Here is a 25,149-nt window from a genome sequence, read left to right on the forward strand (position 1 = left end):
TGTCCGAGCCCGAAGGCCCGCTTTCGGACGCGGGCGTTCAGGCCAGCAGGTTCACGGTGCTCTGGAACAGGCCGGGAAACCGGGCGGCGGCCGGCGTGATCAAGGGAGCCATGGCCGGCTGGTTGCGGATCCAGAGCAGGGACCTCGTCAGGAGGCGGTAGCTGCGGGACAAGCGGCACCAGGCCCCTTCGTAGGCTTGCGGGCGGCCCTCACGGAGGCATCGCACGAGGGCGTCCGCCGCCGTCAGGGCGAGGGTCAGGCCCTCGCCGGTCAGCGCGTCGACGTAGCCGGCGGCGTCGCCGACGAACAGTACCCGGCCGGCCGTACGGGCGCGGGCCTGCTGACGCAGCGGCCCGGCGCCCCTGACCGGTGACCCGTCGGCCGTGCGCAGACGGGCGGCCAGCGCGGGGAAGCGGGTCAGCTGCTCGTCGAAGGGCAGTCGGCTCGAGGTGAGGATGGCGACGCCGACCTGCCGTGGTCCGAGCGGAGTGACGTACGCCTCGCAGTCGGCGGACCAGTGCACCTCCACCAGGTCGGTCCACGGCTCGACGGCGTAGTGGCGCCGCAGCCCGTACCGGGGCGGGCGTCGCCGGGCGGCGGCCGGCCGTACGGTCAGGCCGAGCGCGCGCCGGGTGGGCGAGTGCAGTCCGTCGGCCGCCACGAGATAGCGGGCGGCGATCCCGTCCGCGGTCACGTACGCATCGGACTGGGACACGCGACGGATGCGGTGCGGCACGACGCGGACGCCGAGTCCGAGGGCCCGGGCGGCGAGCGCCTCGTGCAGCACGGTCCGGCGTACTCCGAGACCGGGCCCCGCGCGGAACAGGGCTTCGGCACGCCGGCCGCCTTCGGCGTCCGCGTAGCGGATGCCCCGGAGGCGCCCGCCGGGCACCCGCACGCCGAGGGCGTCCAGGGCGCGCACCGCCGAGGGCATCAGACCCTCTCCGCAGGCTTTGTCGATGGGCGCGGGCCGAGGCTCGGCGACCACGACCTCGAAGCCTCGTCGCGCTCCGTGGATCGCGGTGGCCAGACCCGCCGGTCCGCCCCCGACGACGAGGAGGTCGATCACGACGCGGCTCCGGCGGGGGCGAGGGCACGTGAAGACGCCAGCGCGTCGTTCTCGCAGCGGATGCGGACGGTCAGCAGAGCCGCGTTCAGCAGTGAGAAGCCCAGGGCCGTCAGCCAGGCGGTGTGCACCAGCGGCAGGGCCACGCCCTCGACGACGACCGCGACGTAGTTGGGGTGCCGAAGGAAGCGGTACGGGCCGGAGGCGACGAGCGGCAGGCCGGGCACGATCAGCACCCGGGTGTGCCAGCGGGGCCCCAGCGTCCCGATGCACCACCACCGCAGGGCCTGGGCGGTCAGGGTGAGGCCGAGGGCGCCCCAGCCGAGCACCGGCAGGAAGGGCCGGTCGGCCGCCCGGGTTTCGACGAGGCAGCCGAGGAGGAGCGCGGCGTGCAGGACGACCATGACCGGGTAGTGTCCGCCGCCGTGCTCGCGGGAGCCCCGGGCCCGGCTCCAGTTCCCGTTGCGTCGCGCCACGGCGAGTTCCGCGAAGCGTTCGGCGACGACCAGCAGGACCAACGCGGTGTACAGCGTCACTGTCACGAGAGCCTCACCAGACCAGGAGGACGAGTTCGGAGGAGAAGCCGGGCCCCAGGCCGATCACCAGACCGGTCGTTCCGGACGGCGGCCGGGCGGCCTGGACGTCCTTCAGGATCTGCAGCACCGAGGCCGAGGACAGATTGCCGTGGGCGGCCAGGGCGCGGCGGCTCGCCGCGAGGGCCGAGTCCGGCAGGCCGAGCCCGCCGGCGAGCGCGTCCATGATCTTCGGGCCGCCGGGATGGCAGATCCACGCCCCCACGTCCCCGGGTTTGAGGTCGTGCGCGGCGAGGAAGGACTCGACTTCCTCGGTCACCTGCAACCTGACGAGTTCCGGGAGTTCCGGACCGAGCACCATGCGGAAGCCCCAGTCGCCGACGTCCCACCCCAACAGGTGCGCGGTCCCCGGGTACAGGCGGCTGCGTGCCGCCACGACGCTCGGCCCGGAGGAACCGGCCGGGCCTGATGCCGTACGTGCGGAGGCCGGGGAGAGGTCACTGCCGACGGGATGGCCGGCGTCGGCCGGATGCTCAGCGCCGACGGCCACGAGGGCGGCGGCTCCGTCCCCGAACAGGCCGCCCGCCACCAGGTTCGCCGTCGACGTGTCGGCGCGCTGCAAGGTGAGTGAGCACAGTTCGGTGGAGAGGAGGAGAGCGGTGCCGTCCGGCCGTCCTTCGAGGAAGTCGTGGACGCGGGCCAGGCCGACGGCGCCCGCGCCGCAACCGAGCCCGAACAGCGGCGTGCGCCGGACGTCGGGCCGCAGACCGACCTTGGCGGCGAGGCGCGCCTCCAGAGAGGGGGTCGCGATGCCGGTCACGGTGGTCGAGACGACCAGGTCGACGTCCTCCGCGTGGACGCCGGCGTCGTGGAGCGCCCGCTCGACGGCCTCGGCGCCCAGCACGACCGCCAGTTCGACGAAGAGGCGGTTGGTCTCGCCGAACGAACCGAGATCGCGGTAACGGTCGAGGGGCAGAGCGAGGTGCCGGCTCTCCACACCGGCCGCGGCGTGCAGCCGGCGTACGAGAGCCCGGTCGGATCCGGGCGGCAGGCCGGAGACGAGTTCTTCGGTGATCTCGTGCTGCGGGTAGCGGTGCGGCGGGAAGGCCGTGCTCACCGCGAGGACGCGGGTCATTGCTCCAACATAGGGACAAGGAGGCATCGACACCCTCAACCGGGAGAACACGGGCGCGCCGTCGCCTAGCGTGGGGCGATGCGCCCCACCACGGACGAAGGACCCCACCGCCTCGCCGCTCCGGGGGTGCCCGGCCCGACGGAACGCTCCCTCGTCCTCGGTCTGCTGAAGGCGAGTCACCCGGTGCCGGCGGCGGCGGTGACGGTTCTCACGGCCCTGCTGGCCACCGCCTTCGGGCTGGATCTCGCCTCCGGGGCCCTGGCGGTGGCCGCCGTCGCCGCGGGGCAGCTGTCCATCGGCTGGTCCAACGACCGACGGGACCTCGTGCGCGACCGAGCGGCGGGACGCCGCGACAAGCCGCTGGCCACGGGGGCCGCCCGGCCGGGCACGGTGGGCGCGGCGGCGTGCACGGCCCTGCTGGTCTGCGTCCCGCTGTCGCTCGGCTGCGGGCTCCTGGTCGGCACCGTGCACCTCGGCGGCGTCGCGGGGGGATGGACGTACAACCTGTGGCTCAAACGGACGGCTCTCTCCTGGCTTCCCTACACCGTCGCCTTCGGGCTGCTGCCCGCGTTCCTGACGCTGGCCCTTCCCGGCGGCCCCTGGCCGCCCCCGTGGTTGACCGCCGCGGCGGCCCTCCTGGGGACCGGCGCCCACTTCGCGAACGTCCTGCCCGACCTCGACGACGACCTCGCGAGCGGGGTGCGCGGGCTCCCGCAGCGACTGGGCCGGCGGGGATGCTCGGCATCGGCCGCCGCCCTGACCCTGGCCTCCTGTGTGACGCTGACGGCCGGCGCCGGGGGCCGGGTGTCCCTCGCCGGAGCGGCACCGGTCGGCGTGGCCGTCGCTCTCTGCGCCGTGGCGGTGGCCGGACCGCCCGCGCTGCTGCGCGGGCGGGGGCCTTTCGTCGCCATCCTGGCCCTGGCCGGACTCGACGTCGTACTGCTGGTGCTGGCCGGAACCGCGCCTGCCGGGGCCCGGATCGCGCCGTGACCGGCTCGCCCGGGCTCGCGGCGGCAACCGCCGTCGCGGAGCGGGGCGGCGCACGCGCCGGCCGGTTCCGGCGCCTCGGCGACGAGCGGGACCGCGACCCGCGTGCGCGGGGCACCCGGGTCGCGGCGTCGGCGCCGCCGGACCTTCCCGCGGCGATGCGTCGCTCCCTGCCCCGCGCGCGTAGGCCCTCGGCGCGTCAGGCGGCTGAGAGGGCCTGCAGGAGGTCGCCGACCTGGGGGTCGGGCAGGGCCCGGGCGACATCGGCCTGGGCGACGACGCCCACGAGGCGGTGGCCGTCGATGACGGGCAGGCGCCGCACCCGATGGTCGGCCATCGCGCGCATGATCTCGGCGTCGTCGTCGGCACCGATGGTGACCGCTTCGCCCTGGGCGAGCTCTCCGGCCTTGCACTGGGCGGGATCCTTGCCGACTCCGAGGACCTTCAGACGATGTCGCGGTCGGTGAGCATCCCCTTGAGCTTGTCGTCGGTGCCGCAGATCGGCAGCGCTCCGACGCCCGTCTGCGTCATCTTCTTCGCGGCCTCGAGGACCGCCTCCTCGGCGCCGATGCACTCGGCGCCCTCCGTCATGATCTCGCGAGCCGTGGTCATCCGACTGCTCCCTTCGCCAGGTGTGGGTGGGTGGGGTCGTTCGAGCGGTCGGCGGAAGTGTGCGCGGGGGCCGTACGGGGCGGCGGTGAGCCGGCCGGCCGTCACGTCGCGTCCGGGTATTCGTCCTTGACGACGTGCACGGCCGCTTTCTCGGCGCTCGCCGCACCTCCGTCGATGCCCTCGTCCCGGGCGAGCAGCTCCCGGGTGGTGTCGGTACGGGCGCCGAGCACCCCGTCCAGGTCCACGATCACTCGCACACCTCAATCGCCGCAGCCATCCTCACCGTGGAGCGTCAGCGCTGAAAACGCTCACAAACCGAGCACGCCCGGACGACCGCCGACGCCGGCCTCACCGCCACCGCCCTGCGGACAAGCCCTCACGCTCCACGCCGCCACCGGCCACGACTCCCAAGCGCTCAACGGCAAACACCTGCCGACCGACACCTCCCTGTGCGGAGCGGTCCTCGCCAACGGCACCCCGCTCATCAGCGACGACACGGCCACCGATGAACGGGCCCACTCCCCCGCAGCCGCCTGGTCGCCCACGCTGGGGCCCGCCATGTTCGCGCCCCTCACCCACCAGGGCCAGAACGCCGGCGTCCTGTTCGTCACCCGCCGTCCCGGCCGCCCCGCCTTCGACACACGCCAGCTCGACCTGCTGGGCGCCTTCGTCACCCAAGCCGCCCTCACCCGGCAACTGGCACAGCAGCGCGCCGACGCCGAAGAAACTCACTCGCCTGCATGACCACGACCGCATCGCGCAAGAGCTGCGCGACCGCGTCATCGCGGACATCTTCGCCGTCAGCCTCACCCTTCACCGCCTGGCCACCACTCTCGACCCCGGCCGTCAGCAGCAGCTCATGCGCACCGTCGGCCGCCTCGATCCCGTCATCCGCGACACCGTCTACGACCTGGACCACGCCCACCGCACCGATCCCCCTACCAGCCCGTCCGCCAACTGACCGAACGCCGCCCGCACCCACCACAGGCCACCCCATCGCCGACCTGGCAGTGCACGACCGGAGAAGACGGACACGCCGCCTCCCCTCCGGGCCGGACAGCCCGCCACAGGGCAAGCTGAACGCACAAACCGGTCAGCCAATCTGAGAAACCAGGAGATCGCCATGGGACGGCTCGACGGGCGGACGGCCCTCGTCACCGGAGGGGCCCGAGGCATCGGTGCGGCCATCGCCCGGACCTTCGCCGGCGAAGGAGCCTCGGTCACCATCGCCGACGTCCTCCAGGAGGAAGGCCAGGCCCTGGCGGCAGACCTCGGCACCCGCGTGCGCTACCAGCACCTGGACGTCACCAGTCCCGATGACTGGACCGCCGCACTCGCCGACACCGAAGGTTCCTACGGCCCGGTGTCCCTGCTGGTCAACAACGCAGGCATCGTCGACTTCGGAACCATCGAGGAACAGAGCCCGCAGTCGTTCCGCCGGGTCATCGACGTCAACCTGTACGGAGCATGGCTCGGCATCCACACCCTGGCCCCGGCCCTGCGCCGCGCACACGGAGGAGCAGTGATCAACATCTCCTCCACGGCCGGCCTGATGGGATATGCCAACCTCGGCGCCTACGTCGCCAGCAAATGGGGGCTCCGCGGCCTGACGAAGACCGCCGCTCTCGAACTGGCCGCCGACGGTGTCCGGGTCTGCTCCATCCACCCCGGCCCCATCAGCACACCCATGACCGCCGACATGGACGACTCCATGACCGCAGCCCAGCCCATCCCCCGCTGGGGAACACCCGACGAGGTAGCCGCAATGGCACTCTTCCTCGCCACCGGAGCCACCTACTCCACCGGCTCGGAGTTCGTCATCGACGGCGGCGCGACCACCGGAAGCATGATCCTCACCGAAACGGACACAGAGCACGGGTAGCGCCAGCACCCGCGGCCCCCGGCGGCTTGACCCGCCACCCCGCTCCGCGGGCGCCGACCAGGACCACGCGGCCCCTCCCTCAGACGACGTTCACCTGGGCGGCCTGCGGGCCCTTCGCGCCCGGCGTGACCTCATGCTCCACCCGATGCCCCTCCTCCAGGCTGCGGTAGCCGGTGGCCTGGATCTCGGAGTAGTGGACGAAGAGGTCCGGGCCGAAGAGAGCCGGCGCGAGGCCAGGCGGTGCGAGTGCTGGTGCCGCCTCGTAGCCTGCCGGTATGACTGAGAAGATCCAGACGCCGACGCCCCGCGACGCCTTCGAGCTGCTCATGGCTGGCAACCAGCGCTTCGTCGCCGGAACTCCCGAGCATCCGAACCAGGATGCCGTCCGCCGCACCGAGACCGCGCCGTCGCAGAAGCCGTTCGCCGTGCTCTTCGGGTGCTCCGACTCCCGGCTGGCCGCCGAGATCATCTTCGACCGCGGCCTGGGTGACCTGTTCGTGGTCCGCACCGCCGGCCACGTCGCCGGCACCGAGGTACTCGGCTCGATCGAGTTCGGAGCAGCCGTCCTGAACGCGCCGCTGGTCGTCGTCCTCGGCCACGACTCGTGCGGCGCCGTCGCCGCGGCCTGCTCCGCCCTCAAGGACGGGCAGACACCGGGCGGCTTCGTCCGGGACGTCGTCGAACGGGTGACCCCCAGCGTGCTGGCCGCCCGCGCCGCCGGACGCGAAAGCGCCGACGAGATCCTGGCCAAACACATCGAGCGCACCGTCGACCTGCTGCTGGAACGCTCCCACGTCCTGGCCGAGCGGGTGGCCGACGGCCGCCTTGGTGTGGTCGGCCTGTCCTACCGCCTGGCGGACGGCAGCGCCCAGCTCGTCGCCGCCCGCAGCCTCGACGTTCCGGTTCCCGCCGCATCCTGACCGCCGCTGTTCACGGAACACAGTCGGCCGGCCGCGTAGCTGCAGACTCGCCCAGTGGGCGGCACGCCCTGCCCGCGTCCGGCGTCGGCGCGTGGCCCGCAGCGTGTCTGACCGCTGCGGACCACGCCCGAGGCGAAGGCAGTCTTTGTGCTGACCGAGCCCACGGCACGCAGGGAATTGAAGGGGCCGCCGTCTGCTCGCAGAACCCCGGTGGCACCGGCGAACCGTTCCCAGGTCGGGGCGACCGGTCACATGCTGCCGTCTTCTCGTCTTCTGCCGGGTGCAGCGCGCCGGTGCTGTTCCAGGCCCCGGTGGACTCGCATCCAGCCCGGTCGTTGAGGTTCAGCGTCTGGGCGGTCATGTCACGGGGGCGCCTCACGACGTCGTCGTACAGGCGAGCTTTCAGACCGTGCAGAACAGCCTCGGTGAACAGCCGTGCCGGGGTCGTGGCTGGGTCTGGTACTCACCGACCGCGCCGGGCACCTGCTGCTGCTCGACCAGCTGGCACTCGACCCACAGACCCGATCCGGCAACCGGGAACGCCGGGTGGGGCTGTCCGGACGGCTGATCCTCGAGAGCGAGGCCCCGGCCGAAGCCGCCGAGCGGGTCGAACAAGGACCGCGCTCGCGCCACCGCCCCGCATCCGGATGGCCTCAGCGCAGACGGTCGAGGGCTTGCTGGAAGGCGGCAGCGTGCCTGGCTTCGTCGGCTGCCGTGTCGCGGAAGTAGCGGGCCGCAGAGATGTCGCCTACGGCCATGGCCTGTGCGGCGAAGCCTGGATACAGGGTTGTTGCCTCGTAGCGTTCTCCGGCGATGGCCTTTCGCAGGTTTTCCTTCGTGATGCCAACCAGGCCGGCCAGGACCGCCTCGCCGGCGAAGTGCTCGTGCAGTTCAACGTCGGCGGTGCCCGCGAACAGCTGGGCCAGCGCGGGCTGGCCAGTCTGTCGCGCATGGGCGGCGAAGAGCATGTACTTGGCGTAGGCCAGTGCCTCACCGTGCATGGCCGTGTCCAGGTTGGCTTTCGTGCGGGCCGACTTCACCTGGATCGGCCCGGCGGGCACCTGCACTGTGTCGGCTCGTGGCGGTGCGGGAATCGCGCCGTGCCCGCTGGTCAGGACGCTCAGCGCGGTGCGGTACGCGTCGCGGTGGTGCCCCTCGTCCGCAGCGAGTTCGGCGAAGAGTTCGGCAGCCTGAGCGTCTCCGTCCGTCCCGGCCTGTTCGGCGAACTGGCGGTACATCGTCTCGTGCTCGTAGCTTTCGCCGTTGATGGCCTCGCGCAGGTTGTCCTCGTTGCTGCCGACCACGCCGGCCAGGGCCGCTGCCTCACGGAAATGCTCGTTCAGCTCCGTACGGGCCGTGGAGCGGAAGAGCACGGCGACGCGGGAGAGACCCTCGCGGCCAGCCTGGGCTGCGAACAGGTTGTAGGAAGCGTAGGCGAAAGCTTCGCCCTTCATGGCGGTGGCCAGGTCGGCCAGTGTCTGCGGGTTCAGGGGCCGGACAGCGACGGACGCCGTCTGATCAGAGGCGGTGGGCGTGTCCGCTGCGACAGCGGCCGTGACCGCCTGCGACGCTGCGGCCAGCGTGCACAGTCCCACCAGCACGGTGCGGATCGAATGACGGAACATGGTGTCCTCTCCTTTCGGCACTCACGGAATGTGAGCGCCTGCTCTCTCATTGCGACCCGCCTCCCGTCGCCGCGCCTGTTTACCTGGACCGCCTGAGTGACTGGTAACGTCGTACGGTTCTCGCGCATCGGCTTTTCACGGGTATCTCCCGTGAATCTCGCTCGTCTGGTCACGGAGTGGGCCGGCCCATGGGAGACGGTGTCGAAGGCCGCCGTCATGAGGTGCGTGGTGGGGGCAGGAGGCGGGCCGCGGGTGCCGGCGCCAGGCATCGGCTGGTGTTCGTCGACCGGCTGGTCGCCACACTGATTCAGCTGCGGCACGATCTGCCGCACTCGGTCCTCGATCCGCTCCTCGGTGTAGACCGTTCCACCGTCACCCGGGGCATCGGGGAGATACGAGCGCTTCTGGCCGAGCGGGGATGCGCGGTTCCCGACCGTCCTGGCCTGCGGCTTCGGACCCTGGCGGATGTGTTCGCGTATGCCCAGGCTGAAGGCGTCGAGCTGCGGCATCTCCCCGGCCTCCGCGTCTGAGCACGCCTCTGCGCTGCGGGCCGTCGGCTTGGTCACCAGCCTTCGCTACGCCAACACCGTGCGGCACACCGTTACCCGTTTGGGAACCAGCCTCCTCGTGACCGGGAACGCCAAGACGGCCGCCGCTGCCCCGACCAACGAGCCACCAGCCCCGCCAGGCACGGAATAAGCCAGCAGGATCGTCCACGCACGCAAACGGCCGGGCGGCGCCCGGGGCCGCGTGCGCCGGGGCCCGAACGGCCAGCAGCGCGGCGGCTGCCGAAGCAGCCGCGAAACCTGTGGTGTTCGCCCTCATGTCACCGGACGATAGCGTTCCGTGACCACCCGGGAGAGCGGCAACCACCCCGCCAGGTGCTCCAGTCGACCACGAGCTGCGGGCGGTGATCGAGCGGCTGCTACCGAAGGTGGAGCGTCGGCCCCAACACCCCGGGTGAAGGCGGCATCCAGACCGACTGGTGTTCCAGGGCGTCCTGTTCGTCCTGCTCACGGGGATCGCCTGGGAGTACCTGCCGCAGGAACTCGGCTTCGGCTCGGGCATGAGCTGCTGCGCCACCTTGACCGGCGGGAACCGCAACGACGTCACCCAGCTGAATCCGCTGCTTCAGACGGTACCGCCGCCTCGTCCGGGCACGTCCTCGGAACGTGAGGGTCTCCACGAGCGATCGCCCCAGACCGACACCGGGGGCCGGCTCCCCCGCCGCACGACCCGTTCGGCGATCTCCATGGCGAGACCGCCGAGGCTGCCGAGGCTGCCGAGGCTGCCGAGGCTGCCGAGGCTGCCGAGAAGACCGAACAACGCTGTCGCAGGATCCTCGGCCCGGCCCAGCGCCTGCCCCGAAAGCCGAAAAGGTCCGCCGACTCCGTCGGCGGACCCTCCCGCAAGATCCAGGCCAAGCCACGGACCATGTCGTTACCACCGCGCCAGGGAACGCTACCTGGTCGCGTACCCCCCCAGATTCCCGATCCGATCCCGACCAGTGCGAGCAGGGCTCCGAAGGCCACCAGTGCCCACAACACCAACAGCACGGACCATTCGGCTCGGACACGGCCGCGCACGTCGGAGGCCGCGACGCTGCCCGACTGCTCGTCGAGGAAATGGCGCGAGTCGTTCGCGTTGGGCCGGTTGTCGCCCAGCAGGAACAAGCGCCCCTCCGGCACGGTCACGTCGTACGGTGAGCCTGCCGAACCGAGCGGGTCACGCATCACGTACGGCTCGTCGATCCGCTTGCCGTTCACCGCGACCCGCACACCCTCACGGGACTCCACGTGGTCCCCGCCCAGGCCGATCACCCGCTGCAGGACCGGCGCGTTCCCGTACCGACCGGGCACACTGACGAGGACGACGTCGCCCCGGCGTATCTCCCCTTCACCGACCTGCATGACGGTCAGCCGCTCGCCAGGACCATAAGTGGGTCGCATCGCTTCGCCCCTGACAGTGAACCGCTTGCCGTCCAGGCCACCGCCGAGCACGATCCCTCCCCCGGCGCCCAGCACCAGGAACAGCCCCCCCTGGAACCAGTACCCATGCGGCGATTCTCAGTCCGCGGCCCGTGCTTCGCCGCTGCGCCAACACCATCCTTGCCCCCCGTCAGCTGCCGTGAGCCTCGGGACCCGGCTGGAACGTCGGATCAAGGCCGTACCGAGCGATGCCGAACGGCTGGAAATCCTTGTCCGCCAGGACCCTGTAGAGAAATTCCGACGTCGACATGTCGTACTCGCACCACTCGCCGGCGTCGCCCCGCGCGAGGACAGGATATGCACCGGGCTGCTGTGCGCCGACGAGCCAGCAGTATTCAGCACCCCATTCCGTCGAGGCCCATGTGATGTACCCCTTCCCGCCCGGCGTGCACTCCTGGTACTGACCGCTTTCCACAGGAATGGGAAGGGGCGCTCGCCACGGCAGGAGAAAATTGAAATGAGACCCTTCCATACTGCCAAGAAAGGCGACGGAGTCACAGAAGGTTCCTCCGCCGAAACCTTCACACAGTTGCTTGAAATCCGTCGGCAGAGGAATGCGAAGCTCCTCCTCGACCGCTGCCCAGTCGACGGAGTGCGCCGACGGCTCCCAGCCGGTGAATTCGAGTATACGTTGCACCCACATGTAAAGACCTTTCACGGAATGGCGGGGTGCGGGCGGACATCAGGATCGATGTCCGCCCGCACCTCCGGTGATCCAGCCTACCGACCTACGGCTTGAGCCCCGTCGGTGTGTTCCAGATCGTGATGGGGTCGCGTGGCATTTCTCCCGTGTCCAGGTTCAACCACTTGATGGTCAGGCTTTCGGGAACGGCTTTCTTCCCCGTGTAGTTGGCGGTCACCTCGTAGTAGACCGTCTGCCCCTTGGCCACCATGCCGGCAACCTGGTTCTCGTACGCCGCCATCAACTTCCGATTGGGCCTGGCGTACAAGCTGACGAGGTTCCGCATCTCGGTACCGCTACCACCCAGCTGATTCCCCAGCAGGTGGCCGCGGTTCATTTTCTGACCGAACTGAAAACCAGGGGGCACGGTCTCGGGGTAGTTCCGCATGGGCCGCGGGACCTGAGTTCCCTTGATCATGGAGCCGGGATTTCCCTTGACGACCTTGCCCTCTCCACTCTCCCAGCTGAAGTCGCCGGAGTTGAGGCAGGCCCGCGCTCCCTGCGCCCGGTCGTACTTGTCGAGAGCCTGATAGAAGACCACGCTTTTCGGCGGCGTGGTGTACAACCACTCGGTTCATCTGCCGACCAAGCGAAAGCCGGGCTCTCTCATGTCGTCCAATGAAATTACAGAAATCGTGGTACTGGAGGAGAAAGAACACGAGAGCACGGGGCGGCTCGCCGGACTGGCTGGGCTTCCTGATCGGCGGCATTGCCCTACTCGCCTGCTTCGGACTCGTCGGTTACGGCATCCTCGACACCGACGAGCAGCCGATGCCGCGCGCCACGCCGACGGCCGAGGTGACGTACGAGGTCACGGGAACGGGGACCGTCGAGGTCTCGTATCTCGCCCGCAGCGAGGCCGGTACGGCCACGGTGGAGAAGGCCGTCACCCTTCCGTGGACGAAGTCGGTTCAGGTGCCCCTCGGCAAGGCTCCGACGATCGCCGTCGTTCTCGACGGGAAGGGCGGACAGGCGTCCTGCGCACTGGCGGTCGGCGGCAAGCACGTCCAGCGCGCCACGGCCATGGGCAAGTTCGGGCGTGCCACGTGCACCGGCGAGCCGCCGTCCGGCGACGGCAGGGCGTGACGCAGCGCCCCCTGCTACGCAGCCTCTCCCCGGCAACTCCCGCGAACACCGGCGGCCGGACCCCTTGCGCGAGGTCCGGCCGTCTGGCGTCACGCGGCGCAGTGTCAGCCGATCGCTATCCGCGGGTTCGCCGACGGCTTGACCCAGCCCATGAACCGGTCCGTCGTCGCCCGCGGCACGGACACACAGCCGGCCGTCGCACCAATGCCGTTGACGTGCAGGAAGATCCCGGCGCCGCGGCCGGGCACGGCGGGCCATCGGTTGAAGTCGATGACGAGCGCCTTGGCGTACTGCGTCGGGTGGTCTATCAGGCGCTCACTGCCGCGCTCACCGGACTCGGTGAGCGGGAAATCCGCTCCCGCCGCCGTGTGCATCTGGTTGTAGAACTTCGACTCCGGGTCCTCCACCCACCAGTGACGGTCGTCAACCTTGGTGCACGGCATGGCGGTCCCACCCGACTCGACACCGAAGCCCTCGGTGATCGTGTACGTACCCGAAGGCGTGGTGTACGTGCTCTGCCTGCGAGTCGCGCCGTCCACGACACCGTTGGAGCCCACGCGTCCGGCACTCGTGGAGAACTGCGCCTTCCAGCCGGAGGAGCCCTTCTGCCACGCCATCGAAAGGCGTCGAGTCGGGCCTGGCGCTCGTTGGGCGAGCTCCTTCGGCCCCGGAGCTTCTCGCAAGGCGGCAGAGGCGGAGCAGGCGACCAAGGACCGCGAGGCCGAGCGTGACCGCCTCCTGGCGAAGATCGCCGAACCGGAAGCTGACCTGACGGCCGTCGCCGCCGATGGCCGCAAGCCGGCCGTACAGGTGATGCAGGCCGGAACGGCCTGGGGACGCGCCCAGGGCTTCGGCGTAGTCGCGTGACGTCCGGTTTGTGATCACGTGAGGCCGAGGAGTGCGAGGGGGCGGCGGGGGTCGCTCGCGGGCGTTGTGGCGGAGGCCGGCCACGATGTTCTTCGATCCGGCTGCCCGGAGGACTCCGATGGCGAGGTTGCGCCAGGTGGCCATCGTGCGGGTGCGTTGCCGGTCCGCAATCGGAACCACCCCTCGTTTATGGGCGGTTCACGGCGGTTCACCTCCGTTCACGCCCCGCGACGATCACGGCCTGAGGCTGGAGACCACGTCGGCGGTGGCGGCGACGCCGTCGTGGATGGTGGGCGCCATGCTGGTCCCGGCGAGGAAGAAGCCGAGCAGGGCGCAGACGAGCGCGTGGCTGAACTTGAGCCCGCCGCTGCGCAGAAAAATCGAGGCGAGCACCAGCAGCAGCACCACGACAGAAATGGAAACGGCCATCGCGTTCACGTCCCTCCGTCGCCGCACCGGAATTGCGGCGTTCGGCGGACAGTGTGGCGGAATGTGCGTTCCGTCCGGGCGTATGGCGGGGCGGCCATACGGGTGAGATCCGGTCAGGAGGCGGTGGGCAGGCAGTCCTTCCACTCCACCGTGCGGTCGCACCAGCGGTTCAGCAGGACCCTGTCGTGACCCACGGCGAGGAGGCCCGCGCCGGTTTCGGTGCGGTAGGTCTCGACGGCGGCGACCAGGGCCGCCGTGGTGGAGGCGTCGAGCATGGCGGTCATCTCGTCGCAGATCAGCCAGCGGGGGCGGAGGGCCAGGGCGCGGCCCAGGCAGGCGCGTTGCAGCTGGCCGTCGCTGACCTCGTGGGGGCGGCGGACGAGTAGGTCGGGGGTGAGTCCGACGGCGGGGGCGAGTTCGGCGAGGCGGGCGGCGGCCTCGGTGCGGCGGCCGGTGGCGCGGAGGGGTTCGACGACGAGGTCGGCGAGGGTGAGCCGGGGGTCGGCGGCGGTGCGGGGCTGCTGGAAGACGACGCCGACGGCGGTGCGCAGTTCACGCGGGGCGCGGTGGCGCCAGGCCGTGACCTCGGTGCCGTCGAGAACGAGGCGGCCGGCGTCGGGGCGGTGGAGGAGGGCGGCGACGCGGGCGAGGGTGGATTTGCCGCAGCCGCTGGGGCCGAGGAGTCCGACGGATTCGCCGGGGGCGACGGTGAGGGTGGCGCCCCGGAAGACGGGGGTGCGGCGGTCGTATCCGGCGGTGACGGTGTCGAGTTCAAGCACGGGGGTGCTCCGGGTGATGGCAGGCGACGCCCGTGGTGAACGCGGGGCGGTCGGCGCAGAGTTCGGTGGCGAGCGGGCAGCGCGGGGCGAAGGCGCAGCCCTCGGGCAGCGCGGAGAGTTCCGGGGGCATGCCGGGGATCGGGGTGAACGCCCGGTCGGGGAGGGCGTCGAGGAGGCCGCGGGCGTAGGGGTGGCGGGGCCCGGTGGGGCCGAAGAACCGCCGGGCGGGGGCGATTTCGACGATGCGGCCCGCGTACATGACGGCGACGCGGTCGGCGATCCGCGCGGCGGCGGCGAGGTCGTGGGTGATGAGGAGCAGGGCGCGGCCGTCGTCGGCGTGGCGGCGGAGTTCGTCGACGGTGCGGTCGACGAGGTCGCGGTCGAGACCGGTGGTGGGTTCGTCGGCGAGCAGCAGGGGGGCGCCGCAGATGAGGGCGAGGGCGGTGGCGGCGCGCTGGGCGAGGCCGCCGGAGAGTTCGTGCGGGTAGCGGTCGAGGTGCCCGGCGGGGAAGGCGGCCCGCTCGGCGGCCTCTTCGGCGGCCTTGCGGCGCGCCCGGCGGGCGGTGCCGGTGAGGGCGCGGACGGTCTCGTCGAGCTGGGACCGTACGGTGCGGACGGGGGTGAGGTGGGCGGCGGGGCTCTGCGGTACGAGGCCGACGCGGCGCCCCCGTACCGTGCGGGCGAGGGTCTTCTCGTCGGCGGCGAGCAGGTCGACGCCGTCCTCGCCCGCCGGGCCCGCGAGCAGGGCCGTACCGGAGGCCTCGGCGTTCCCTGGCAGCAGCCCGAGGAGGGCGGAGGCGAGGACGGACTTGCCGCAGCCGCTCTCGCCGACGAGGGCGAGGCACTCCCCCGCCCCGAGGTCGAAACCGGCACCGCTGACGGCGGCGACGGTCCGCCCGCCCCGCAGCCGGAACCGGACGCTCAGATCACGCACGCTGAGCACGGCCCCCTCGGCCCGCTCGGCCGTGACGGCGTCGAGCGCGCGCAGGACCCGGTCCTCGGGGGCGTACGGGGCGTTCACAGCATCAGCTCCGATCGGCGGCGCGGGTTGAGGCGGTCGCGCCAGGTGCCGGCGAGGCCGGCGATGGCGAGAGTGGGAACGATGAGGAGGAGGCCGGGGAAGAGGGTGGGCCAGCCCTGGCCGGCGAGGAGTGAGGAGCGGGCGTTCTGGACGAGGTTGCCGAGGCTGGCCTGGTGGCTGGGGAGTCCGAGGCCGAGGAAGGACAGCGCGGATTCGTGCCACATGGCGTGCGGGATCATCAGGACGGCGGCGAGTCCGGCCTGGGGCAGGACGGCGGGGAGCAGGTGCCGGACGGTGACGCGCCAGCGGGTGGCGCCGCCGGAGACGGCCGCGTCGACGAAGGGCCGGGTGCGCAGGGAGAGGACCTCGGCGCGCACGATCCGGGCGGTGGAGAGCCAGTGGGTGACGGCGACGGACGCGATGACGGGCCAGACGCCGGGCCGGAAGAGGGCGACCACGAAGATGCCGAGCAGCAGGTGCGGTACGGACGAGAACGTGTCGACGAGCCGCATCAGGGTGCGGTCGGTCCAGCCGCCGAGCGCCCCGGCCGCCGCGCCCACGGCGGTGCCGACGACGGTGGCGACGAGGGCGGCGACGAGGCCGACGAGGAGAGAGATCCGCAGGCCGTAGACGCAGCGCAGCAGGAGGTCGCGGCCGAGGTCGTCGGTGCCGAAGGGGTGTTCCCAGGAGGGCGGGAGGAGCTTGCGGGAGAGGTCGACGGCCTGTTCGTCGAGCTGGACGAGCGGGGGCACGAGGAGGACGGCGAGGAGGATCACGCCGACGACGAGGGCGGAGCTCCAGAGTCGTAGGCGGTGGGTGCGCGGGTCAGCCATCGAAGCCCACCCTCGGGTCGGCGAGTCCGTAGAGGAGGTCGGAGAGGAGGTTGCCGAGGAGGACGGCTGCGGTAGCGAGCACGGTGAGGGCCGCGAGCAGCGGGAAGTCCACGGAGGTGGCGGCCTGGACGGTGGCGGCGGCGATGCCGGGCCAGCTGAAGACGGTCTCCACGAGCAGCGCGCCGGTGATGAGTTCGGGGACGCGGGAGCCGACGAGTGTGAGCATGGGCAGCATTCCGGAGCGGAGGGCGTGGCCGGTGAGGACGGTGCGTTCGCGCAGGCCGCGGGCGCGGGCGCCGCGCACGGGGTCCTCGTCGAGGGCGTCGCCGACGCCCTGGCGGACGTACAGGAAGAACCAGGGCAGCTGGGAGACGCCGAGGACGAGCGCGGGCAGCACGAGGTGGCGGGCGACCTGGTCGGCGGTGACGGTGTCGCTGCCGGTGTCGGTGAGTCCTCCGGCGGGCAGGGCGCCGAGCTTCAGGGCGAAGAACCAGATGGCGAGGAGGCCGAGCCAGAACGCGGGGGCGGCTTCCAGGGTGTACGCGACGGAGCTGACGGCCCGGTCGACGAGGCCGCCGCGGCGGCGCCCGGCGAGGACACCGAGGAGGGTGCCGAGCGCGATGGCGACGAGGAAGGCGGTGACGGCGAGGAGGACGGACCAGCCGAGGCGTTCGCCGATGACCTCGGCTACGGGGCGGCGCATGACGGCGGAGTCGCCGAGGTCGCCGGTGAGGGCCGAGGCGAGCCACTCCCACCAGCGGGTGAGGAGGGGCCGGTCGACGCCGAGGTTGGCGCGGAGCTGGTCGAGGTTCTCCCGCGAGGCGGTGAGTCCGGCGGTACCGGCGTAGGCCTTGACGGGGTCGAAGGGGGAGGCTTCGGCGACGGCGAACACCGCGAGGGTGACGGCGAGGAGGACGGGGACGGCGGCGAGGGCGCGCCGTCCCGTCATCCGTGCCATGGCCCCCCAGGGGAGGCGGCGCTTCACTTCTGCGTCGCTCCGGCCTGCTTCGGCTTCCAGCTCTCGACGTTCCACCAGGGGCCGGAGGCGAGTCCGTGGTCGTGGGGCTCGGTCTGGGTGCTGGGGCCGTCCCAGGCGTCGTTCATGACGTAGAGGTGGTCGATGTGGGTGAGGAAGGTGTAGCCGGGGTTCTTCACCAGTTCGCGCTGGACGGTGTCGTAGGCGGCGCGGCGCTCGGTGAGGTCGTCGGTGCGGCGGCCCTCGTCGAGGGCGCGGTCGACGGTCTTGTTGTCGTACCAGGCCATGTTGTTGAAGCCGTCTCCGGCGAGGGTGGACCTGAGCAGCAGGTACTGGTCGAAGTCGGGGTCGCCGGGCGAGCCGCCGCCCGCGAGGACGGCGTCGGTCTTCATCCGGGGTTCGATGACCTCCCAGGTGCCGGCCTGGGCGGTGATGTCGATGCCCGCCTTCTTGGCGTCGGAGACGTAGGCGAGGGCGTGGTCCTGGCGGAGCTTGTCGCCGGAGAGGTACCAGAGCGGGAAGGCGGCGCGGACGCCGTTCCTGACGCGGACGCCGTCGGGGCCGGGCTTCCAGCCGGCCTCGTCGAGGATCTTCTGCGCGCCGGCGAGGTCGTGGCGGCGCTCGGTGCCCTTCGCGAACCAGGGGCTGTCGGTGGGGACGGGTCCGTACGCGGGCTTCCCGGTGCCTTCGAGGATCTTGTCGACCATGGTCTGCCGGTCGACGGCGAGGTCGAGGGCGCGGCGGACGGCGGTGTCGCCGGTGACCTGGTGGTGGGTGGGGAGGGTGACCGTGCGGTAGTCGTAGGTCTTGGCCGTCCAGGTCTTCTTCGCCTTGTCGTCCTTGAACCCGGCGGCGAGGTTGGGCGGCAGGACGGCGCCGTCGAGGTCCCCGGCGCGCAGCCGGGTGGCGCGGACGTCGTCGTCCTTGATGATCGCCATGGTGAACTTCTTCACCGCGGGCGCGCCGTTCCAGTAGGACGGGTTGACCTTGAAGCTGAGCTTCTCGCCCTTGGACCAGCCGGTGAGGACGTACGGTCCTGTGCCTATCGGCTTCGTGGTGAAGGCGCCGGTGTTGACGTCCTGCTGGGCGGCGACGTGCTCGGGGGCGATGGCGTGGACGGTGCGCTGGGCGAAGGGCGCGTAGGGGTACTTGAGGTGGAAGACGACGGTGTCCTCGCCGGTCGCCTCGACGCTCTTGAGGGCGTCGAGTTCGGTGCGGGAGGGGTTGTTCGTCCTCGGGTCGAGGATCGTCCGGTACGTGAAGACGACGTCCTCGGCCGTGAAGGGGGCACCGTCGCTGAAGGTGACGCCCTTGCGGAGGGTGTACGTGTAGGTGAGCCCGTCGGCGGTGATCCGGGGCAGCTTCGTGGCGAGCGCCGGCTTCAGCTTCATGTCGGCGTCGAAGGCGAGCAGCCCGTCGAAGATCTTGGAATTGCCGTCCTTGCCGTAGCCGAGGAGGGGGCTGAGGGTCTCGGGCTCGTAGGCGATGCCGACGACCGCGGAATCCTTGGGTCCGCCGGAGCCTCCGGCGGTGCTGCCGGGGTTCGTGCAGGCCGCCGCGGTGAGCGCGAAGGTCCCCGCGAGTGTCGCGGCGGCCGCGCCGCGGACGGATCGGGCGGTCATCGTGTCCACACCCCTCTTGGAGATCAACTGTTGTTGCGAACAGCTCGCAATTAAACAGTATGTAAAGGGGTGTGAACATAGGGGCCCCTTACCCAGGGCTCACCCGGGGGCCTGCGCGGGGCTCCTCGCGGGGCCTACCGAGGGGGCTCCAGGCCGACCAGGGCCGCGATCGCGTCCTGGTGGCGGCCCGCCGACCCCAGGGCGATCTGGTCGGACTTGGCCCGCTTCAGCGCCAGGTGCGCCGGGTGCTCCCATGTCATCCCGATCCCGCCGTGCAGCTGTACGCACTCCTCGGCGGCCCGGACGGCCGTCTTGGAGCAGTACGCCTGGGCGACGGCCACCAGCAGCGGGGCGTCACCGCGCCCGGTGGCGAGGGCATCGGCGGCGGCGCGGGCCGCCGCCCTGGCCCCGACGAGATCCAGCCAGAGCTGCGCCATGCGGTGCTTGAGGGCCTGGAAGGAGCCGACCGGACGGTTGAACTGGTGGCGCTCGCGGGTGTACCGGACGGTCTCCTCAAGGCACCACTCGGCGAGGCCGAGCTGCTCGGAGGCGAGCAGACCGGCCCCGGCGAGCAGTCCGCGCCGGACCGCCGCCCGGGAGGCATCGGGGCCCGCGAGGCGGGTGCCGCTCCCGGCTCGGGTGGTGACGGTGGCGAGCGGGCGGGTGAGGTCGAGCGGGCTCTGCGGCACGACGGTCGCCGCCGCGGCCGGCACGGCGTACAGACCGTCGGGGCGCGGGACGAGGAACAGGTCGGCGGCGACAGCGTCGGCGACACCGGAGACGGAGTCGGTGGCGGGGACGGTGGGCGGGAGTTCCGCCCCGGGCGCCGTCGACAGCGGTACGGCGAGCACCGCGACCGTGCGCCCGCTCGCGAGGTCCGCGAGCAGTCCGGCCACCTCCTGGCTCACCGCCTCCCGGTCCTCGCCCTTCCGGCTCCCCGTCTCCCGGCTCCGCTCCGCCAGGGCGAGCAGCGTCTCGGTGGCCACCACCGCGCTCGTCAGATACGGCAGCGGGGTCACCGTACGGCCCAGCTCCTCCAGGACGACGGCGGCCTCCCGGTGGCTCGCGCCCTGGCCGCCGAGCTTCTCGGGGACGAGGAGGCCGGCGGCGCCCATGTCGGCGGCGAGGGACTTCCACAGACCGGGGAGGTACGGGTCGCCCGTCTCGATCCGGCCGAGGACCGCCTGGTGCCCGGCCCGGTCCGCGAGCAGCGCGCGGACGGCCGCCCGCAGATCCTCCTCGGTCTCGGAGTGAAGGAGGTCCAGCGGCTGTTCCGTCGGCTCCGTCGGTTGTTTCATCGGGCCAGGTCCTTCCAGGCGACGTCCTTGTCGTTGCGGGGCTCCGGCGGCAGTCCGAGGACCCGCTCGGCGACGATGTTGAGCAGCACCTCGCTCGTACCGCCCTCGATCGAGTTGCCCTTGGACCGCAGATAGCGGTAGCCCGCGTCGCGGCCGGTGAAGTCGACGAGTTCGGGGCGGCGCATCTCCCATTGCCCGTACAACAGGCCTTCTTCGCCGAGGAGTTCGACCTCCAGACCGCTGATGGCCTGGTTGAGCCGGGCGAAGGCCAGTTTCATCGCGCTGCCCTCGGGGCCGGGGCGGCCCGCGACGAGCTGCTGCCGCAGCCGCTCCCCGGACAGCCTGGCCACCTCGGCGTCGACCCACAGGTCGAGGAGGCGCCGGTGCAGGTCGTGGGTGCGCAGCTCGGGGCGTTCGCGCCAGGTCGTGGCGGCCTTCCCGATCATGCCGCCCTCGCGCGGGATGCGGGCGCCGCCGATGGAGACCCGCTCGTTCATGAGGGTGGTCTGCGCGACCCGCCAGCCGTCGCCGACCCCGCCGAGGCGGTGGGAGTCGGGGATGCGGACGCCGGTGAGGAAGACCTCGTTGAACTCGGCCTCGCCGGTGATCTGGCGCAGCGGCCGGACCTCCACGCCGGGGTCGGTCATGTCGCAGACGAAGTAGGTGATGCCCCGGTGCTTGGGGGCGTCCGGGTCGGTGCGGGCGATGAGGATGGCCCAGCGGGCGACGTGGGCGCTGGAGGTCCACACCTTCTGTCCGTCGACGATCCAGTCCCCCGCGTCGTCCCGGACGGCCCGGGTGGCGAGCGCGGCGAGGTCGGAGCCGGCTCCGGGCTCGCTGAAGAGCTGGCACCAGACCTCCTCACCGACCCAGAGGGGCCGGAGGAAGCGGCGCTTGACCTCGTCGGAGCCGTGGGCGAGGACGGTGGGGGCGGCCATGCCGAGGCCGATGCCGATCCTGCGTGGGTCGTTGTCGGGGGCGCCGGCGGCGGCGAGTTCGGCGTCGACGACGGACTGGAGCGCGCGGGGCGCGTCGAGTCCGCCGAGGCCGACGGGGTAGTGCACCCAGGCGAGTCCGGCGTCGAAGCGGGCGCGGAGGAAGTCGGTGCGGTCGGTGTCGGCGGGCGGGTGCTCGGCCAGCAGTTTCCTGGCGAGTGCGCGCAGTTCCTCGGCGCCGGTCATGCGTGGACTTCTTCCGGGAGGACGACCAGGCGGCCGGTGGTGGTGCCGTCGGCGACGCGCTGGACGGCGTCGGCCGCGCCCGCGAAGGGGACGCGCTCGCCGATGAGCGGCCTGATGAGGCCCTTGGCCGCGTACTCGGTCAGGGTCTCGTGGCAGCGCGCGATCGAGGCCGGGTCCTTCGCCGCGTAGAGGCCCCAGTGGAGGCCGAGGACCGCGTAGTTCTTCACCAGGGCGTGGTTGAGCGCTGGGGCGGGGACGGTGCCGCCGGCGAAGCCGACGATCACGATCCGGCCCTCGAAGGCGACGCATTTGGCGGACTGCTGGTAGGCCTCGCCGCCGACGGGGTCGTAGATCACGTCGGCGCCGCGTCCGCCGGTCGCGGCCTTGACGGTGGCGACGACGTCCTCGGAGCGTCGGTCGATGACGAGGTCGCAGCCCAGTGCGCGGGCGACGGCCGCCTTCCCGGGCCCGCCGACGACGCCGATCACGGTGGCGCCCGCGGCCTTGCCGAGCTGGACGGCGGCGCTGCCGACGCCGCCGGCCGCCGCGTGGACGAGGAGGGTCTCGCCCGGCTGAAGGGCGGCTCGGCGGTGCAGGCCGAACCAGCCGGTCTGGTAGCCGATGTGGAGGGCGGCGGCCTCCGCGTCGTCGAGCGACTCGGGGGCTGGGAGCAGTCCGGCCGCGTCGGCGAGCACGAGTTCGGCGAAGCCGCCGTGCGGGAGGGCGGTGGTGGTGATGACCCTGCGGCCGTCCTCGGTCTCGGCGCAGACCTCGACGCCGGGGGTGAAGGGCAGCGGGGGGCGGACCTGGTAGTGGCCGCGGCAGAGCAGGGCGTCGGGGAAGTTGACGTTCGCGGCGCGGACCCTGAGGAGGACCTGACGGTCGCCCGGCGTGGGCGCGTCCACCTCCTCGCGGCGCATCACCGCGGCCGGTTCCCCGTTCTCGTACACACGCCATGCCTGCATCCGGAAGCCTCCTCCGTACCGAGCGGTCGGTTGCATACTAAGCGGTCGCTTGCCTTGGGGGGAACGCCTCAGCCGGACTTCTTCGGGCGGGCCCTGACGTGCATCCGCTCCCCCTGCGGCCCGTACAGGCTCAGGAACTCCACCGGCCCGTCGGGCGTCGGGCCGAACCAGTGCGGGACGCGCGTGTCGAACTCGGCCGCCTCCCCCGCGGCGAGGACGACGTCGTGCTCGCCGAGGACCAGCCGGAGCCTCCCGGAGAGTACGTAGAGCCATTCGTATCCCTCGTGGACGCGCGGGTCCGGCTCCCCCTGGGTCTCCTCCTGGATCACCTTGTACGCCTGGAGGCCACCGGGCTGCCGGGTCAGCGGGAACATCGTGCGGCCGTTGCGGACGATCGGCTTGGCCTTGACCCTCGGGTCGCCGGCGGCGGGGGCGCCGACGAGTTCGTCGAGCGGGACCTGATGGGCACGGGCGAGCGGCAGCAGGAGTTCCAGGCTGGGTCTGCGCTGTCCGGACTCCAGGCGGGACAGGGTGCTGACGGAGATGCCGGTGGCGGCGGAGAGTTCGGCGAGGGTGACGCCCCGGTCGCGGCGGACGCGGCGGAGGCGGGGCCCGACCTCGTTCAGGACGGCGTCTATGCGGTCGTCTTCGGTCATGTCTCCAGTGTTGCAGAAACAGCAACACAGCTTGCTGTACCTCCGGGTCCGGGCGACTCTCGCCGTATGAACGCGCATCTGGACGACACGTACGACTACGAGGCCCTGGTGATCGGCGGGGGCGCGGCCGGGCTCAGCGCCGCCCTGATCCTGGGCCGGTCACGGCGCAGGACCCTGGTGGTCGACGCCGGGGAGCCGCGCAACGCTCCCGCCGCGCACATGCAGGGCGTCCTGTCCCAGGACGGCATGAGCCCGGCGGACTTCCTCGCGGCCGGGCGGGCCGAGATCGCGGAGTACGGGGTCGGCTTCCGGACCGGTGAGGTGACGGACGCGGCACCCGACGGGCACGGCGGCTTCACCCTCACCCTGGCGGACGGCGGCACGGTGAGCGCGCGCGGGCTCGTCGTCACCACCGGGCTCCTCGACGAGCTGCCCGCGATCGACGGGCTCGCCGGACGATGGGGCCGTGACGTGCTGCACTGCCCCTACTGCCACGGCTGGGAGGTCCGCGACGGGGCCTTCGGCGTCATCGCCCATCCGACGATGACCGCCCACCAGGCGCTCATGGTCGCGCACTGGTCGAAGGACGTGACCCTGTTCCTGCACACCGCCGCCGAGCCCTCCGAGCACGAGGCGGCCCTCCTCGACGCGGCGGGCGTCCGGATCGAGCGGGGCGAGGTGACGGGGCTCGCGGTGGAGGACGACCGGCTGACCGGGGTGCGGCTCGCCGACGGCCGGACCGTGGCCCGCTCGACGGTGTTCGCCGCCGCCTCGCGCCTCGCGCCCAGGGACGGGATGCTGCGGCGGCTCGGCGCCGAGCTGCGCACCACCCCCTTCGGCGAGTTCGTGGCGGTGGACGAGACGGGCCGGACGAGCGTGCCCGGTGTGTGGGCGGCCGGGAACGTGACCGGCCCGCAGGAGCAGGTGGTCAACGCGGTCAGCCGGGGGTACCGGGCCGGCGCCGCGCTCAACGGCGAGCTGGTCTTCGCCGATCTGGAGGCCGCGGTGGCACTCCGGCGGGAGGACGGGACCGGTCGGCCGACCGGATGAACCCGTGGGGCTGCGGCTGCGCGGTCAGGGGCGAGCGACGAGGATCGGTCATGGTGGCCGAAATGCCGGAGAAGCCGGCGGCGCGGTCCCGGCAGTGACGGACGACGGAAGGACGGGACACCTCCCATGCTCGGTACGCAGTTCACCAAGGGTTCGCCCTGCTGGCTCGACCTCGGCAGCCCCGACACCGACGCGGCGGCGGCCTTCTACGGCGCCGTCCTCGGCTGGGAGTTCCGCTCGGCGGGCCCCGAGGCCGGGGGCTACGGCTTCTTCCAGCAGGACGGGCGTACGGTCGCCGCGCTCGGCCCGCTCACCGAGGAGGGCGCGCACAGCGCCTGGACGGTCTACTTCCGGACCCCGGACGCGGACGCCACCCAGAAGGCCGCCGAGTCGGCGGGCGGCACCGTGCGGGCGCCGGCCATCGACGTCATGGCGGCGGGGCGGATGGCCGCCCTCACCGACCCGGGCGGCGCGGAGTTCGCCGTCTGGCAGCCGGGCACCACCCAGGGCCTCGAACGGACCTCGTCGCCGAACACCCTGCTCTGGGTGGAGCTGCACGTCCACGACCCGGAGGCCGTCCTCGGCTTCTACAGGGGCCTGTTCGGCTGGCGCTGGGCGGAGATGGAGACACCGGGCATGACGTACCGGGTCGTCTCCACGGCCGAGGGCGACCAGCAGGACGCCTCCTTCGGCGGCGCCGCCGAGCTCCAGAGCGACACACCGCGCTGGATCCCGTACTTCGCGGTGAAGGACGCCGACGCGATGGCGGCAGCCGCGCAGGGCAACGGCGGTTCGGTCCTGATGCCGGCGGCCGACATCCCGGACGTGGGCCGCATCGCCTGGCTCGCCGACCCCTTCGGGGCGCCCTTCGCGGTCCTCAAGCCCGCGCCGACGGGCTGACCCGGCCGCCGCCGAGTTCAGCCCCCCTCCGCCCCGGGGCGGCCGGGCCGTGCTCC

At 72.1% G+C, this 25,149-nt stretch carries 27 protein-coding genes and 3 pseudogenes; 9 read left to right on the forward strand and 21 right to left on the reverse strand.

Annotated elements, in window-relative coordinates; all coding sequences use genetic code 11:
- Positions 1–37 precede the first annotated feature (37 nt).
- From ABT154_RS31785 to ABT154_RS31795, 3 genes are read right to left on the reverse strand one after another with little or no spacing between them, the layout of a single operon-like run.
- The gene (locus ABT154_RS31785) at positions 38–1,069 is read right to left on the reverse strand and encodes an NAD(P)/FAD-dependent oxidoreductase (protein ID WP_351861534.1); all 1,032 of its coding nucleotides are present in this window, start codon (positions 1,067–1,069) and stop codon (positions 38–40) included.
- The gene (locus ABT154_RS31790; protein WP_351861618.1) at positions 1,066–1,602 is read right to left on the reverse strand and encodes an isoprenylcysteine carboxyl methyltransferase family protein; all 537 of its coding nucleotides are present in this window, start codon (positions 1,600–1,602) and stop codon (positions 1,066–1,068) included. The genes ABT154_RS31785 and ABT154_RS31790 overlap by 4 nt, the downstream gene beginning before the upstream one ends.
- Before the next feature lie 13 nt (positions 1,603–1,615).
- The gene (locus ABT154_RS31795) at positions 1,616–2,734 is read right to left on the reverse strand and encodes a type III polyketide synthase (RefSeq protein ID WP_351861536.1); all 1,119 of its coding nucleotides are present in this window, start codon (positions 2,732–2,734) and stop codon (positions 1,616–1,618) included.
- 78 nt (positions 2,735–2,812) lie between these two features.
- On the opposite strand from ABT154_RS31795, the gene ABT154_RS31800 reads away from it, so the two are divergent.
- Positions 2,813–3,724 (forward strand): UbiA family prenyltransferase, encoded by a 912-nt coding sequence (locus tag ABT154_RS31800; RefSeq protein ID WP_351861537.1) that lies wholly within the window; start codon positions 2,813–2,815, stop codon positions 3,722–3,724.
- 196 nt (positions 3,725–3,920) lie between these two features.
- On the opposite strand, the pseudogene ABT154_RS31805 reads toward ABT154_RS31800, so the two are convergent.
- Positions 3,921–4,333: pseudogene (locus tag ABT154_RS31805) on the reverse strand (CBS domain-containing protein).
- 101 nt (positions 4,334–4,434) lie between these two features.
- Positions 4,435–4,584, reverse strand: a complete 150-nt coding sequence (locus tag ABT154_RS31810) for a DUF5709 domain-containing protein (protein WP_502969633.1) — start codon at positions 4,582–4,584, stop codon at positions 4,435–4,437.
- Between ABT154_RS31810 and ABT154_RS31815 the strand changes: the two genes are divergently transcribed.
- Complete coding sequence (locus ABT154_RS31815; protein ID WP_351861539.1) at positions 4,541–5,077, forward strand: GAF domain-containing protein; 537 nt, start codon at positions 4,541–4,543, stop codon at positions 5,075–5,077. The genes ABT154_RS31810 and ABT154_RS31815 overlap by 44 nt on opposite strands.
- 379 nt (positions 5,078–5,456) lie before the next feature.
- A complete protein-coding gene (locus ABT154_RS31820) occupies positions 5,457–6,215 on the forward strand; it encodes an SDR family NAD(P)-dependent oxidoreductase (protein WP_351861541.1) in 759 nt (252 codons plus the stop codon).
- Positions 6,216–6,294: 79 nt separating this feature from the next.
- Here ABT154_RS31820 and ABT154_RS31825 read toward each other — a convergent pair whose 3' ends face one another.
- The gene (locus ABT154_RS31825; RefSeq protein ID WP_351861543.1) at positions 6,295–6,543 is read right to left on the reverse strand and encodes a cold shock domain-containing protein; all 249 of its coding nucleotides are present in this window, start codon (positions 6,541–6,543) and stop codon (positions 6,295–6,297) included.
- Between ABT154_RS31825 and ABT154_RS31830 the strand changes: the two genes are divergently transcribed.
- Positions 6,491–7,135 carry a carbonic anhydrase gene (locus tag ABT154_RS31830; RefSeq protein WP_351861545.1) on the forward strand — a complete coding sequence of 215 codons (645 nt, stop codon included), beginning with the start codon at positions 6,491–6,493 and terminating at the stop codon, positions 7,133–7,135. The two genes, ABT154_RS31825 and ABT154_RS31830, sit on opposite strands and share 53 nt — an antisense overlap.
- A 653-nt stretch (positions 7,136–7,788) precedes the next feature.
- Here the strand turns inward: ABT154_RS31830 and ABT154_RS31835 are convergent.
- Positions 7,789–8,760 carry a ferritin family protein gene (locus tag ABT154_RS31835; RefSeq protein ID WP_351861547.1) on the reverse strand — a complete coding sequence of 324 codons (972 nt, stop codon included), beginning with the start codon at positions 8,758–8,760 and terminating at the stop codon, positions 7,789–7,791.
- Between the two features lie 143 nt (positions 8,761–8,903).
- Here ABT154_RS31835 and ABT154_RS31840 point away from each other — a divergent pair.
- Both ABT154_RS31840 and ABT154_RS31845 read left to right on the forward strand, forming a co-directional pair.
- Positions 8,904–9,266 (forward strand): annotated as a pseudogene (locus ABT154_RS31840) (transposase family protein); the annotation flags it as partial.
- Positions 9,267–9,661: 395 nt separating this feature from the next.
- A pseudogene (locus ABT154_RS31845) lies at positions 9,662–9,835 on the forward strand (transposase); the annotation flags it as partial.
- 34 nt (positions 9,836–9,869) lie between these two features.
- On the opposite strand, the gene lepB reads toward ABT154_RS31845, so the two are convergent.
- From lepB to ABT154_RS31860, 3 genes are all read right to left on the reverse strand, one after another.
- Positions 9,870–10,709, reverse strand: coding sequence for a signal peptidase I (gene lepB, locus ABT154_RS31850; protein WP_351861620.1), 840 nt, complete (start codon positions 10,707–10,709; stop codon positions 9,870–9,872).
- 169 nt (positions 10,710–10,878) lie between these two features.
- Positions 10,879–11,385 (reverse strand): SMI1/KNR4 family protein, encoded by a 507-nt coding sequence (locus ABT154_RS31855; protein ID WP_351861549.1) that lies wholly within the window; start codon positions 11,383–11,385, stop codon positions 10,879–10,881.
- 91 nt (positions 11,386–11,476) lie between these two features.
- A complete protein-coding gene (locus ABT154_RS31860) occupies positions 11,477–11,995 on the reverse strand; it encodes a DNA/RNA non-specific endonuclease (protein WP_351861551.1) in 519 nt (172 codons plus the stop codon).
- 53 nt (positions 11,996–12,048) lie between these two features.
- Here ABT154_RS31860 and ABT154_RS31865 point away from each other — a divergent pair, with 53 nt between their 5' ends.
- A complete protein-coding gene (locus ABT154_RS31865; protein WP_351861553.1) occupies positions 12,049–12,516 on the forward strand; it encodes a hypothetical protein in 468 nt (155 codons plus the stop codon).
- Positions 12,517–12,620: 104 nt separating this feature from the next.
- Here ABT154_RS31865 and ABT154_RS31870 read toward each other — a convergent pair whose 3' ends face one another.
- The 11 genes from ABT154_RS31870 to ABT154_RS31920 all read right to left on the reverse strand — a co-directional run bounded on the left by ABT154_RS31870 (position 12,621) and on the right by ABT154_RS31920 (position 23,143).
- A complete protein-coding gene (locus tag ABT154_RS31870; protein ID WP_351861555.1) occupies positions 12,621–13,133 on the reverse strand; it encodes a L,D-transpeptidase family protein in 513 nt (170 codons plus the stop codon).
- Between the two features lie 484 nt (positions 13,134–13,617).
- Positions 13,618–13,812, reverse strand: coding sequence for a hypothetical protein (locus tag ABT154_RS31875; protein WP_351861557.1), 195 nt, complete (start codon positions 13,810–13,812; stop codon positions 13,618–13,620).
- A 113-nt stretch (positions 13,813–13,925) separates the two neighbouring features.
- On the reverse strand, positions 13,926–14,591 hold the full coding sequence (locus ABT154_RS31880) for an ABC transporter ATP-binding protein (protein WP_351861559.1): 666 nt from the start codon (positions 14,589–14,591) through the stop codon (positions 13,926–13,928).
- Positions 14,584–15,579 carry an ABC transporter ATP-binding protein gene (locus ABT154_RS31885; protein ID WP_351861622.1) on the reverse strand — a complete coding sequence of 332 codons (996 nt, stop codon included), beginning with the start codon at positions 15,577–15,579 and terminating at the stop codon, positions 14,584–14,586. Before ABT154_RS31885 ends, ABT154_RS31880 begins: the two co-directional genes overlap by 8 nt.
- Before the next feature lie 29 nt (positions 15,580–15,608).
- On the reverse strand, positions 15,609–16,445 hold the full coding sequence (locus ABT154_RS31890) for an ABC transporter permease (protein ID WP_351861561.1): 837 nt from the start codon (positions 16,443–16,445) through the stop codon (positions 15,609–15,611).
- Complete coding sequence (locus tag ABT154_RS31895; protein ID WP_351861563.1) at positions 16,438–17,430, reverse strand: ABC transporter permease; 993 nt, start codon at positions 17,428–17,430, stop codon at positions 16,438–16,440. Before ABT154_RS31895 ends, ABT154_RS31890 begins: the two co-directional genes overlap by 8 nt.
- Complete coding sequence (locus ABT154_RS31900; RefSeq protein WP_351861564.1) at positions 17,427–19,043, reverse strand: ABC transporter substrate-binding protein; 1,617 nt, start codon at positions 19,041–19,043, stop codon at positions 17,427–17,429. Before ABT154_RS31900 ends, ABT154_RS31895 begins: the two co-directional genes overlap by 4 nt.
- A gap of 134 nt (positions 19,044–19,177) precedes the next feature.
- On the reverse strand, positions 19,178–20,341 hold the full coding sequence (locus ABT154_RS31905; protein WP_351861566.1) for an acyl-CoA dehydrogenase family protein: 1,164 nt from the start codon (positions 20,339–20,341) through the stop codon (positions 19,178–19,180).
- Complete coding sequence (locus ABT154_RS31910) at positions 20,338–21,522, reverse strand: acyl-CoA dehydrogenase family protein (protein WP_351861568.1); 1,185 nt, start codon at positions 21,520–21,522, stop codon at positions 20,338–20,340. The genes ABT154_RS31905 and ABT154_RS31910 overlap by 4 nt, the downstream gene beginning before the upstream one ends.
- Complete coding sequence (locus tag ABT154_RS31915) at positions 21,519–22,487, reverse strand: NADPH:quinone oxidoreductase family protein (RefSeq protein WP_351861570.1); 969 nt, start codon at positions 22,485–22,487, stop codon at positions 21,519–21,521. Before ABT154_RS31915 ends, ABT154_RS31910 begins: the two co-directional genes overlap by 4 nt.
- A gap of 68 nt (positions 22,488–22,555) precedes the next feature.
- On the reverse strand, positions 22,556–23,143 hold the full coding sequence (locus ABT154_RS31920; RefSeq protein ID WP_351861572.1) for a helix-turn-helix domain-containing protein: 588 nt from the start codon (positions 23,141–23,143) through the stop codon (positions 22,556–22,558).
- Positions 23,144–23,209: 66 nt separating this feature from the next.
- Here ABT154_RS31920 and ABT154_RS31925 point away from each other — a divergent pair, with 66 nt between their 5' ends.
- Both ABT154_RS31925 and ABT154_RS31930 read left to right on the forward strand, forming a co-directional pair.
- Positions 23,210–24,193 (forward strand): NAD(P)/FAD-dependent oxidoreductase, encoded by a 984-nt coding sequence (locus tag ABT154_RS31925; RefSeq protein WP_351861574.1) that lies wholly within the window; start codon positions 23,210–23,212, stop codon positions 24,191–24,193.
- 126 nt (positions 24,194–24,319) lie between these two features.
- Complete coding sequence (locus ABT154_RS31930; RefSeq protein WP_351861575.1) at positions 24,320–25,093, forward strand: VOC family protein; 774 nt, start codon at positions 24,320–24,322, stop codon at positions 25,091–25,093.
- Positions 25,094–25,149 lie beyond the last annotated feature (56 nt).

Source organism: Streptomyces sp. NPDC001728 (assembly GCF_040297565.1).
GTDB lineage: Bacteria > Actinomycetota > Actinomycetes > Streptomycetales > Streptomycetaceae > Streptomyces.